Raw genomic sequence first — 11,317 nt, 5'->3', positions numbered from 1 at the left:
AAATACAGGAGGCGAAAAGAATTGGTTTCAACATCAAAAGACAAAAAGGAGATGATAGAGCGGTTTAAGCTGCATGAAGCCGATACCGGTTCACCGGAGGTACAGGTCGGGCTTTTAACACAACGTATTTCGTATCTTACGGAGCATCTGAAGGTTCATAAAAAGGATCATCATTCCCGCAGAGGTTTGCTGATTTTAGTCGGCAGACGGCGCCGGCTTTTGAACTACGTTAAAAACAAGGATGTAAAACGATACAGGACCGTCATCGAAGCCCTGGGATTGAGGAGATAGGTCCCTTTCTATACCGGGTTTACCGGCCGAGGGTTTTAACACGCTCTAGACGCCAAATGTTTATAATATCCGACTCGGAAATGTATGCTTCACAAAACAATACCAGGCTGCTGCCTGGTATTGTTTGTCTTACCGCCGGTGATTGTACCAGCCCTTTTTATTTTAATTTTACCATTAGTTAGCTTAAAATCATGTGATTTTTTGAATAGCTGTATTTGAAATTGCCTTCCTCTTAGGAGATAAATATGGAGACTGTACTTAAAGCAGAAGTCGGAGGGAGACCTCTGAGTATCGAGACCGGAAAAGTTGCCAAGCAGTCGTCCGGCTCGGTTATGGTTAAATATGGCGACACCATCGTATTAGTAACGGTGGTATCGACCAAAGAAGAACGTGCGATAGATTTTTTGCCGCTAACTGTTGAATACCAGGAAAAAATTTATGCAGCAGGCCGGATACCGGGAAATTATTTCAGACGTGAAATCGGAAGACCCTCAGAAAAAGAGACATTAACAGCCCGTCTCATCGACCGTCCTATTCGACCGCTCTTCCCCAAAGAGTACCGCTATGAAACTCAAATGATTGCAACGGTGCTCTCCATGGACCAGGAAAACGAGCCCGATATTTTAGCGATGATCGGGGCATCGGCTGCGCTCGAAATATCGGATATTCCGTTTGCAGGACCCATCGCATCGGTACGTGTCGGCCGGCTGGACGGTCAATTCACAATCAATCCGACCATCGACGAATGGGAGCAATCTGATATCAACATTATTGTTGCCGGTTCAAAAAGCGGTGTGATCATGGTAGAAGGCGGCGGCGACATCGTCACTGAAGCTGATATATTGGAAGCCATTTTTTTCGGCCACAAAGAGATGCAGCCGATCATAGAGCTGCAGGCAAAACTCAGAGAGACCCACGGCGTGCCCAAACGCCCCTTTGTTCCACCTGCAAGGGATGAGGAACTGGCTGGTAAAATTGAGATGGAAGCATCTTTGCGGATATCCGAAGCCCTGCTGATCCCCCCAAAAGTAGAACGCAGCGCGGCGCTTCACAATATCAAAGTTGATATAATCGAAAAGTTGGGCCCGGACTACGCTGATCGAACCGGTGAAATAAACGCCATACTGAAAGAGTTAAACAGAAAAATAATGCGAGATCTTGTCCTTAAAGAAGGTCGTCGAATCGATAACAGAAAATTTGACGAAATCAGGCCCATCGCTTGCGAGACCGGCCTTCTGCCCAGAACTCACGGGAGTGCTCTCTTTACACGGGGAGAAACCCAGGTCTTAGGTGTGCTGACCCTTGGCTCGGGACAGGATGAGCAGCGGGTGGAAACGTTATTAGGCGAAGAGTACCGGCCCTTTATGCTCCATTACAATTTTCCGCCCTATTCGGTGGGAGAAGCAAGGCGGTTCATGGGGCCCAGCCGCAGGGACATCGGGCATGGCGGGCTTTCAACCAGAGCCATAGAAAAAGTTCTGCCGCCCAAGGAAGATTTCGACTATACCATTCGGATCGTCTCAGAGGTCTTGGAATCAAACGGGTCTTCATCCATGGGAACCGTATGTTCAGGTATCCTGGCGCTTATGGACGGAGGGGTTCCCATAAAAGCCCCGGTTTCAGGCATCGCCATGGGTCTTGTAGAAGAAAAAGACCAAGTCGTGATCCTTTCTGATATCTTAGGAGATGAAGATCACACCGGAGATATGGATTTCAAGGTCGCCGGCACCAAAGACGGCATCACTTCACTGCAGATGGATATTAAAATCCATGAACTTTCCAGGGATATTATGGAAAAGGCGCTGGAACAGGCCCGCGTCGGTCGGATTCATATTCTAGACAAGATGCTGGAAGCTCTGCCGGAACCGCGCGAACAAATCTCTCCTTATGCACCCAAGATAATTACCATCAAGATCAATCCTGACAAGATCCGTGAAATCATTGGCCCCGGAGGCAAAGTAATCCGGTCGATTCAAAGTGAAACCAATACAAAAATTGAAATCGACGACTCGGGCATGGTCAAAATCGCCGCCTTTTCCCAAGCAGAAGGCGATGCGGCCTTAAAATTGGTCAATGAAATTGTAGCGGAACCCGAAGAGGGCCAAATTTACGAAGGGACGGTGGTAAAAATTATGGATTTCGGGGCCTTTGTCCAAATAACGCCCGGTACGGACGGACTTGTGCATATTTCGCAACTGGCCCCATACCGCGTCAAAAAAGTTTCAGACATCGTCAAAGAAGGAGACCGTATTAGAGTCAAGGTGCTCGAAGTCGGCAGGGACGGAAAGATCCGCCTGAGTCACAAGGCTGTTCTGGAAGAAGAAAGAACCAAATAAAAATGGGTACGACCGTCAATAAAACCATCCTTAAAAATGGTATTCGGATTGTTACCAAAAAGATGCCCCATGTCCGGTCGACATCAATGGGAGTGTGGCTAAATGTCGGTGCCCGGGACGAATCAGAGACTGAAAGCGGGCTGTCGCACTTTATTGAGCATATGATTTTCAAGGGCACCGCGAAACGGACGGCATTTCAAATCGCCAAGGAATTTGATGCCATCGGAGGCCAGACCAACGCTTTTACCAGCCTGGAGAATACCTGTTACCACGCCAAAGTATTGGACACCCACCTTGAGACCATCGTGGACATTCTTGCTGATATTTTTTTAAACTCTGTATTTGATGCCAAAGAGATTGAAAACGAGCGGGCCGTTATTCTTCAGGAAATCGGGATGGTTGAAGACAATCCAGACGAGTATGTTCACATCCTTACGGGAAATCATTTTTGGGGTGAAAATTCTTTGGGGCGATCGATTCTGGGGCCTCGTGAAAATATTGTTCGTTTTGATGCCGATACCATCAAGAAGTTTTTTCACCGTTTTTATCAGCCTGAACGCATTGTCATCTCCGCTGCCGGGAGCTTGGAGCATGAGCGCTTTGTTGCCCTGGTCGGACCGGCATTTGAATCCGTTCGGCCGGGCAACGGTATCTCCCAACGCATTACACCGGATGCGCATCCCTTGATCAACTTGCATTACAGAGATTTGGAGCAGGTCCATATCTGTCTGGGAACAAAGGGAATATCAATTACCGACCCCCAGCGTTATGCCTACTCCCTGATGAATACCCTTCTGGGGGGTAACATGAGTTCAAGGCTTTTTCAGGAAATACGTGAACGCAGGGGACTGGCCTATTCAGTCTACTCATTCATATCATCTTATGTAGACACCGGCATGTTCGGAGCTTATGTGGGCGTTAATCCCAAAAACGCACATGAATCGATCGAGCTGCTTTTAAAGGAGATAAGGAAACTTAAAGAGATACGCGTCGGTTCAAACGAACTGATAAAAGCCAAGGAATTCACGAAAGGCAACCTTCTCTTGGCTTCAGAGAATAACGACAACCAGATGGTTCGCCTGGCACAGAACGAGACCCATTTTGGACGTTTTGTTTCCTTGCAGGAGGTTGTGGACAAAGTTGAAGCGGTTAGCGCAGATGAAATCCTGGAACTGGCTGAAAGTCTTTTCCAGGACAATCGGTTTGCCCTGACAATGCTCGGACCGGTCAGCGATAAAGACGCATATAACGATATACTAGATTTATAGCGATGCTTGATACTGGATACTCGATACTGGATATTTTTAAAAGCATCCAGCATCCAGAAACCAGCATCCAGAAACCAGCATCCAGTATCGAGCATTATGGATAATACCCCTACCATTAAATTTATGCGCTTAAAACCGGAGTCGGACGCCGACATACCCCTGCCTCGCTACATGACACCCCGGGCGGCAGGGATGGACATATGTGCGGCCATTGCAAAGGATTTTGTGCTTAAAAAAGGGGCCATAGCGCTGATTCCCACCGGGTTTGCCGTTGCCATCCCCGAGGGCTATGAAGCTCAGATTCGCCCCCGCAGCGGATTGGCCGTAAAACACGGTATCGGTCTTATTAATTCTCCCGGAACCATCGACGCAGACTATCGCGGTGAAGTCAAGCTTGCGGTAATAAACCTTGGCAAGGAAGATTATACGTTTTCCCGGGGGGACCGCATCGCCCAGATGGTCATTAACAGGGTTTACCCGGCCCGCTTGAAAGTTGTGCAGCAACTCGATGAAACCGATCGCAACACCGGCGGTTTCGGGCATACGGGATCGTAAGGTGAAGGAAAGAGTAGAATCAAATAACGTGAGCACTCCACTTAGATCTTTAAAACGAAGTGCCCCTCAAGCGCAGCGCTCATCAAACGAAGTGCTCCTCAAGCGCAACGCTCCTCAAGCGACATTCGATTACAATCTTTCTGTTTGCATCCTGGCCAGCGGCAGCAGGGGCAACGCCATATTTATTTCCGACGGCTTGACTTCGATACTCATTGATGCCGGTCTTTCTGGAATCGAAATTGAACGCCGGATGCAATCAAAGGGACTTTGTCCGCAAGATCTTGATGCCATCCTGGTCTCCCACGAGCATACCGACCACATACAGGGTGTGGGGGTTCTTTCACGCCGCTTTAACCTGCCGGTTTATATTTCTCGCGGCACCAAAGAGACCGCGGCATCATATTTAGGTGATGTTTATGATTTCAAGAGATTTGAGTGCGGCACAACCTTCAAGATAGCTGACCTGACCATCCATCCCTTTTCACTGTCGCATGATGCCCAAGATCCGGCCGGTTTTACCATACTGCAAAACGGGACTAAAGTCGGCATCACCACCGATCTGGGCATCGCTACCGCCATGGTCAAGGAGCATCTTAAAGGCTGCTCTTTATTGATCCTGGAAGCCAACCACGATCCCGTCATGCTGATAGACGGTCCATATCCCTGGCCGGTGAAGCAGCGCATCCGGAGCAGGGCCGGTCACCTTTCCAATGAGGCCTCCGGAAACCTTTTAAAGGAAATTCAGCATGAACGCCTCCAGCACGTAGTGTTGGCGCATCTGAGCGAGACCAATAACACGCCTCAAAAAGCCCTCGATGAAGTCGGCCGGGCTCTAATCCATCCCAACACCAAACTCGACGTAGCGACGCAGGATGAATGCGGCGCGCTGATACATCTCAAGTAGCTTGAGTTAGCCACCCAAATCTAAAATCTGATCCGGCGAATTTACTTCCGCTTTATTTTTACAATCCAAGGCCATGGCCCTTTCAGTTCGTATTCCCACTCAAACTTTCCTTTCTGCTTTTTCTCAAAATAATCATGCAGCGGCCTGGGGTCATGGTCATTTATAATCCTTAGAACCTCTCCTGATTTTAATGTATTCCATTTCAGAAAGATCTTTTCAGGTCTCTCAGGAGGAGGCGTCGATATTAAGTCTAAAGTTTCAATTTTGTGGTTCATTTTTCCATGTCCTTCTTGTGATTCAGGTATTATCCCTTGGCCATAAAGTACACAATCCTTAGTTCAGACCTCTTTATTTACCTTATATTAATGACCGTAGACCTTTATATACCATGGGATTGCAAATAAATTGGACATCAGATCGGTCTAGGTTATAAGGTTCCGGGTTCCCGGTTCAGGGTTAAGCGCTACGCGCTTTTTTCCTTAACAATTGATTCCATAGGGGTAATACACGAGGCGGCCGACCTCTGAACCTTTGAACGTTGAACCTTTGAACCCAACTTTTTGATTAGAGATGGAGCGGTTTGTCCAAAACTTCACCACATCATCTATCATTATTTACGAGATCTGTAGTTACAGGTTCGTACAACTTTTTATCTTATTACAATTATTTAATCTTTTTTATATACAATTTGTAACAGTCCTCGTCCTCTTCCACGCCCATAAATTCCTGGCCGCATCTTTTACACCATTCCGGTATGTCCTCCAGCGCCCCGTCATAGTCCGTCAACACTTCTAAAATCTGTCCTTTTTTCAGACATTTAAGTCTGTCACCAGGCTCTAATAGATGCATTGGACAAGAACGGCATACCAAGTCCAGCGTATCATCTGAAGGCTGGTTCTTAACAAATTTCATCTCATACCCCTTTCACCGTTTGGTTCTTCAGGATTGCCCGGCACCCTTGGGGTTAACGTTTATTTTACTAAAAGAACTTCACGTGCTGTTTGACGTCCGCTTGCGGTCAAAAGGTTTTTATCGATATCTATTGAGAGAGCTTCGATATCTATTGGATTCTCTTTCTGCTTTTCCTCGAGGGTTGCGATAAGATTCGCATCATATACAACCTTAAAATTTAAGCTTTCACCAGGTCCGTGATGATGGTAATGCCCGACGATGTCGCAAACCTCATCGATCAGTTCTTCCTTGGCGCCCAGCTTGGTCATGATCGACTTGGCGATATCCGACCCTTCCTTTTCCCGGTATTTGGGAGCCGTGCTCTTGTATTTGCGCTCTGCTTCACGAATGCCGATGTCATGCAGATAGGCCACCGCCAGTATCACCGCCAGGTTGCCCTTTTCGCTCTTGCCGATGCGTTCGGCATGGCGCGCCACCCGCGTGGCATGCCCGATGCGCTTAAAATCTGTGTGGAAATAGCGCTTCATTTCTACCGCGATTCGATCCTTTAACAGATCGTCTCTCTGAGCCACGGCTTCCGGCGGCAGGTCTCCGATACACTGCTCGGCATACTGACAGTATGAAGCACACCCGAAATCCATGTCCGGATTGGCGAACCTGTGGCCGCATTTTTCGCATTTGCGGGCGGTATCGTCTTTAAAAAATTCGACTGTATGCCCGCATTCAGGACACTTGGCATCAAAAATCGCCCCAGGTTTCCAGTAGCGGCTGTCCTGTCCAGGGCATTTCATTGCAGCTCCTCCATTTTTGATGAATTCATAGTTGAATCAAAAACCTTACTTTACTTTATCGATAGTGGTTTCGTCCAGCATCATATCGAATTGTTCGGTAATGTTGCTCCAGCGATGGTGAAGACCACACGACCCATCGCATTTTTTAAGACCTAATAAGCAGTCTTTGTGGTCGCCGAGCTGCATAAAAAGGTCAACGACTTCTCGGACACAGATTTCTGATTTAGGCCTGGTCATAACAAATCCGCCGTTGCGACCCCGGATGGATCGAATCAAGCCTGCCTGAGCCAGACGATTTAGAATTTTTGACAGAAAGTTTACCGGGATTTGCATTTCCTCCGCAATAGTGCGAGATAGCAACGGTTTTTCATCTTCCTGCTGTGACGCAATATAACTCATAGCCCGTATTGCATATATACCCGTTTGAGACAGCACTTTTTAATCCTCCTTTAACGGACATTCATATTTAAATTAATATATCTTCATCTGTTTGTCAATTTTTCTATTAATTTACTATTGATCTCTGCACCGGATTCAGATCAACCGAAACATGCTGCTTCTGATAAAAATGCGACCGAGTTCTGTAATGACCGGACTGTGCGTGACGACAGGCAACTACTAGGCGTGCCCGGATTTAATCAGTTTTCCCCAACTATCGAAAAGGTACCGTTGGATGGATGATTTCAGGTGAGTTGATGGTTCGCAGTCTGGCGCGAAATTCGTGTTCGGTTACTGAACTTTTCCAGTGCCCGGTAATTCCGGTGGTATACACCACCGTGATATAAATTCCGATAATGACGATACCCAGTTTGGCCGTACTCCAACCATTTTTGCCTGTGCCTATGGTTTTAAACTCCAGCGTATTTTCAACCGGACAGACCAGCGTACATTCCATGCATCCGTTGCATTCCGGACTGATAATATAGCGCTTTTTATCCACCGGCAGATAATAGGGACACGCTTGCGAACAGCTTTTACAACTGATGCAGGTGTCGGGATTGCGTTGAATCCGTGTCGGGCTGAATACGGCCAGCAATCCCATCAGCGCTCCATAGGGGCACAGGTACCTGCACCAGACATTGCGTATAACGACCGATGATAGAACCAGAACGGTTAAAACGACCATTGATAAAATGGACATTTGGGTAAAAAAATGGAGCATCTTGACATCGGATATTTTATAGTAAGGACTTTGCAGAAACCCTAAAATGGCAGGGCTGCTCATGGAAAATATCGTCTTTACAAAAAACCCCAACAGCAGGTATTTGAGACTGCGCAAAGGAAAATCCAACCAGCCGGGTAGCTTATAGTTTTTCCCGAAAAGGCTTCTTCCCAACTCCCAGAGCCATTCGGAAAGGGTTCCCACCGGGCAGAACCATCCGCAAAACGATTTGCGCAGCGCCAGGGAAATAAAACCTGCAAAGCCTAAGATCACCATGGCGGCCGGGTGAACCGGATCCCATACGCCGGTTTGGACAAACAGCTTCCATCCCATCAGCGCACCAATCGGAAGAAAGCCTTCAACACCCGGCGGCCTTAGTACGGTAACAGGCCCGTTGCCCGATGCCTGATGAACATAGATGTAAAACTGGATCCCTATTCCGATGGTTACGAGAAATACGGCCAGTTGAATCCAGTTTCGTTTTCCCCAGGCATGGGGTTTTTTCCTTTCCTCATTTTGTGGAACGGCTATCACGCGTCACATGTTCTGTTTATATTGATGATTGGGTAGACAGGCTTTCTCGAGAAAGTAATTGAACCACCTTTATTCTTAGAAGTTATAAACTCTTTTGTTATAAATTAAGACAGCTGCTTGTCATCACAGATATCTAAAACCGGACGAGTTGTTGCTGAATAATAAGCAATTAGCCCATAAAGTTACACCGCCTCTACCCTTACTATTTCTGGGATTACCTTTTTAATATGACTTTCTATGCCCTGTTTTAATGTCATCTGTGACATGGGGCACCCAGCACAGGCGCCGGTTAATCTGACCTTGACAGTACCATTTTCCACGCCAACCAACTCGACATCTCCACCGTCTGCCTGCAGAGACGGTCTGATATCTTTTAAGGCTTTTTCGATTTTTTTTCTCATTTTATTTCCTCCTCTCATAAGCTATAAAGATTAAAAATATTGATTTTGTAAAACCTTTGTAGATTCTACAAAGGTTATTAATTCCATAGAAAACCAAAGAAACGGTTTCATGAAAAGTATGGGTTAAGTGTTTATCTTCTCTCCGCAGCTCATACAAAAGTTTGCCGTAATGGGATTTTGGGTATCGCAATGGTTACATTGAATGTGTCTTTTTTGTTTTTTCTTTCTGACAGGTGCTTTTTCTGATTTGGGCTTTCCGAATTTTTTATCTTCATAATCCTTAATCGCTTGGGACAGCCCTTTAGCACCAAGGTTGGAACAGTGCATCTTTTCTTTCGGAAGACCGCCGAGGGCTTCTGCCACGATTTTGTTTGTTATCGATCTGGCTTCCTTTATAGTTTTCCCTATTGCCATTTCACTGACTTTACTCGATACGGCAATAGCCGCCACACACCCAAATGTCTTGAATTTTACGTCAGCGAGCCTGTCATTCTCTACTTTGATATAGAAAGTCATCATATCGCCGCATACAGGATTGCCTACTTCTCCTATTCCGTCAGCATCTTCTATGGTGCCGGCATTGCGCGGCTTTGTGAAATGTTCCATCACATTTTCTGTATACATTTGTTACCTTCCGGCAAAGCCTGAGTTCTTTGATTTCTTTTCCATGTGAAGCTTCTAAAATGAAGTTGCCGATATAGACATCTTGATCAGGCAACAGCCTTGCCCCTCCAAATCGGAGAGATCGAACGAAGTTTTTCAACCGCCAGGCAAAGTTTCTCCAGCGCATATTCAATCTCTTCAATCCGGTTACTGCTTTCGATTGTAAATACGATAGATCCCTGAGCAAGATCGGGTCGTATTCCGATAGCCACCAAAACCGGTGACGTTTTAAGTGCTTTGGAAGCACAAGCGGAACCCGTATTGGAATAGATGCCTTCCTGGTTAAGCATATAGATTAAGGCCTCTCCTTCAATGGCTTCAACGCAAAAACTTGCATGCCCGGGAAGTCTTTTTTCCGGGTGGCCGGTAAACTTAACTTGTTCAATCTGTTTAACAATACCCGCGACCAGAAGGTCTCTCAACCGGCGCACATGACTCACTTTACCGGGCAGCTCCTCCAAAGCAAGTTCCGAGGCTCGGCCAAGTCCGACTATGCCCGGAACGTTCTCGGTCCCGCCTCGCCGGCCGCTTTCCTGGATACCCCCATGAATCAGTGGCATTAGTCTTAAATTTTTTCTGAAATATAGTGCTCCAACTCCTTTTGTTGCGCTCAGCGAAACGCCGGAAAGACTTAACAAATCAACATTCAGCTTATTGACATCGACAGGTATGTTGCCGACCGTTGCAACCGCATCGGTATGAAAGATAATTTCTTTTTCTCTGCAAACAGCCGCAATTTCCGATATGGGTTCGATGGTCCCGATTTCATTATTGGCATGCATGATTGATACCAGGATCGTCTCGGGCCTAATCGCCTCGGACAGACGTTCCGGGTCCACTAATCCATCCTCGTCCACCGGCAGGAAAGTCACCTCAAAATCAAGCCTCTCTAAAAACCGTGCCGAGTTAAGTACGGAATTGTGCTCAATGGCAGAAACAATAATATGCTTACCCTTTTTTTGCCGGGCCAGTGCAGCACCTTTAACGGCCAGGTTGTTGGCTTCGGCTCCGGATGAAGTGAAGATAATTTCTTCGGCCCCGGCACCAATGAGTTCGGCCACTTTTGCTCTTTGTTTCTCTATGACCTGTTTGATTTTAAAACCCATGTCATTAACGGTGGAAGGGTTGCCATAGTTTTGTTCAAAATATGGAAGCATGGCCTCAATAACCTCTTTTCTCACCGGCGTTGCCGAGGCATGGTCCAAATAGGCGCCTTTCATATCCAGCTCCTTTATTTTACCTTTTTAATATAAATCTTATAGCAGTCTTCGGCTTCCTCTATGCCGACCAATTCCTGACCGTACTTTTAGTTCCTGCAATAATGCCTTAAATTGCTCTTTTCTATCTTCGCCGGGGGCCGTCCTTTTCACCAGGAGCGTCCATTCGTCGGGTCCCTCTTTCTCATAGGAAATCTCGAATTCGTTACGGGCATTTAATAAATAAACCAAAGGGAGGGGATTAAATTCCATAATAATCCGCAAGGTCTCATCCTTTTCCAGC

14 protein-coding genes are annotated in these 11,317 nt (G+C 46.7%); 5 read left to right on the top strand and 9 right to left on the bottom strand.

Features of this window, described 5'->3' with window-relative positions; all coding sequences use genetic code 11:
- Window positions 1–21: 21 nt before the first annotated feature.
- From rpsO to V3S16_RS05575, 5 genes are all read left to right on the top strand, one after another.
- Complete coding sequence (gene rpsO, locus V3S16_RS05595; RefSeq protein ID WP_413883692.1) at window positions 22–291, top strand: 30S ribosomal protein S15; 270 nt, start codon at window positions 22–24, stop codon at window positions 289–291.
- A gap of 245 nt (window positions 292–536) precedes the next feature.
- Window positions 537–2,627, top strand: coding sequence for a polyribonucleotide nucleotidyltransferase (gene pnp, locus V3S16_RS05590; RefSeq protein WP_413883691.1), 2,091 nt, complete (start codon window positions 537–539; stop codon window positions 2,625–2,627).
- A gap of 2 nt (window positions 2,628–2,629) precedes the next feature.
- The gene (locus tag V3S16_RS05585; protein ID WP_413883690.1) at window positions 2,630–3,895 is read left to right on the top strand and encodes a M16 family metallopeptidase; all 1,266 of its coding nucleotides are present in this window, start codon (window positions 2,630–2,632) and stop codon (window positions 3,893–3,895) included.
- A gap of 6 nt (window positions 3,896–3,901) precedes the next feature.
- A complete protein-coding gene (gene dut / locus V3S16_RS05580; RefSeq protein WP_413883689.1) occupies window positions 3,902–4,450 on the top strand; it encodes a dUTP diphosphatase in 549 nt (182 codons plus the stop codon).
- Entirely contained in the window at window positions 4,404–5,354 is a 951-nt protein-coding gene (locus V3S16_RS05575; RefSeq protein ID WP_413883688.1) for an MBL fold metallo-hydrolase, read from the top strand. Before dut ends, V3S16_RS05575 begins: the two co-directional genes overlap by 47 nt.
- 41 nt (window positions 5,355–5,395) lie before the next feature.
- Here the strand turns inward: V3S16_RS05575 and V3S16_RS05570 are convergent, their stop codons facing one another.
- The 9 genes from V3S16_RS05570 to V3S16_RS05530 all read right to left on the bottom strand — a co-directional run.
- Window positions 5,396–5,629, bottom strand: coding sequence for a DUF2249 domain-containing protein (locus V3S16_RS05570; protein ID WP_413883687.1), 234 nt, complete (start codon window positions 5,627–5,629; stop codon window positions 5,396–5,398).
- A 388-nt stretch (window positions 5,630–6,017) separates the two neighbouring features.
- The gene (locus V3S16_RS05565; RefSeq protein WP_413883686.1) at window positions 6,018–6,266 is read right to left on the bottom strand and encodes a sulfurtransferase TusA family protein; all 249 of its coding nucleotides are present in this window, start codon (window positions 6,264–6,266) and stop codon (window positions 6,018–6,020) included.
- Window positions 6,267–6,325: 59 nt separating this feature from the next.
- Window positions 6,326–7,057: an HD domain-containing protein gene (locus V3S16_RS05560; protein ID WP_413883685.1), complete on the bottom strand. Its 732-nt coding sequence runs from the start codon at window positions 7,055–7,057 to the stop codon at window positions 6,326–6,328.
- A gap of 45 nt (window positions 7,058–7,102) precedes the next feature.
- Window positions 7,103–7,492, bottom strand: a complete 390-nt coding sequence (locus V3S16_RS05555; protein ID WP_413883684.1) for an RrF2 family transcriptional regulator — start codon at window positions 7,490–7,492, stop codon at window positions 7,103–7,105.
- Window positions 7,493–7,709: 217 nt separating this feature from the next.
- Window positions 7,710–8,753, bottom strand: coding sequence for a 4Fe-4S binding protein (locus V3S16_RS05550; RefSeq protein ID WP_413883683.1), 1,044 nt, complete (start codon window positions 8,751–8,753; stop codon window positions 7,710–7,712).
- Window positions 8,754–8,935: 182 nt separating this feature from the next.
- Window positions 8,936–9,154 carry a NifU family protein gene (locus tag V3S16_RS05545; protein WP_413883682.1) on the bottom strand — a complete coding sequence of 73 codons (219 nt, stop codon included), beginning with the start codon at window positions 9,152–9,154 and terminating at the stop codon, window positions 8,936–8,938.
- A 123-nt stretch (window positions 9,155–9,277) separates the two neighbouring features.
- Window positions 9,278–9,778 (bottom strand): iron-sulfur cluster assembly scaffold protein, encoded by a 501-nt coding sequence (locus tag V3S16_RS05540; RefSeq protein ID WP_413883681.1) that lies wholly within the window; start codon window positions 9,776–9,778, stop codon window positions 9,278–9,280.
- A gap of 86 nt (window positions 9,779–9,864) precedes the next feature.
- A complete protein-coding gene (locus V3S16_RS05535; RefSeq protein WP_413883680.1) occupies window positions 9,865–11,037 on the bottom strand; it encodes a cysteine desulfurase family protein in 1,173 nt (390 codons plus the stop codon).
- 36 nt (window positions 11,038–11,073) lie between these two features.
- Window positions 11,074–11,317: DUF2249 domain-containing protein (locus V3S16_RS05530; protein ID WP_413883679.1), on the bottom strand; the 244-nt coding region annotated here is incomplete at its 5' end.

Source organism: Candidatus Desulfatibia sp. (genome assembly GCF_036446775.1).
Classification (GTDB): domain Bacteria; phylum Desulfobacterota; class Desulfobacteria; order Desulfobacterales; family UBA11574; genus Desulfatibia_A.
The sequence above is the reverse complement of the archived record's forward strand: the minus strand, read 5'-3'. Positions and strand labels throughout refer to the sequence as shown.

Excerpts from the sequence above, each read along its gene's own strand:
- V3S16_RS05545 (WP_413883682.1), bottom strand. The coding sequence starts at position 9,154 with ATGAGAAAAAAAATCGAAAAAGCCTTAAAAGATATCAGACCGTCTCTG.
- V3S16_RS05560 (WP_413883685.1), bottom strand. The coding sequence starts at position 7,057 with ATGAAATGCCCTGGACAGGACAGCCGCTACTGGAAACCTGGGGCGATT.
- V3S16_RS05535 (WP_413883680.1), bottom strand. The coding sequence starts at position 11,037 with ATGAAAGGCGCCTATTTGGACCATGCCTCGGCAACGCCGGTGAGAAAA.
- V3S16_RS05565 (WP_413883686.1), bottom strand. The coding sequence starts at position 6,266 with ATGAAATTTGTTAAGAACCAGCCTTCAGATGATACGCTGGACTTGGTA.
- pnp (WP_413883691.1), top strand. The coding sequence starts at position 537 with ATGGAGACTGTACTTAAAGCAGAAGTCGGAGGGAGACCTCTGAGTATC.
- V3S16_RS05575 (WP_413883688.1), top strand. The coding sequence starts at position 4,404 with ATGAAACCGATCGCAACACCGGCGGTTTCGGGCATACGGGATCGTAAG.
- V3S16_RS05540 (WP_413883681.1), bottom strand. The coding sequence starts at position 9,778 with ATGTATACAGAAAATGTGATGGAACATTTCACAAAGCCGCGCAATGCC.
- V3S16_RS05585 (WP_413883690.1), top strand. The coding sequence starts at position 2,630 with ATGGGTACGACCGTCAATAAAACCATCCTTAAAAATGGTATTCGGATT.
- V3S16_RS05570 (WP_413883687.1), bottom strand. The coding sequence starts at position 5,629 with ATGAACCACAAAATTGAAACTTTAGACTTAATATCGACGCCTCCTCCT.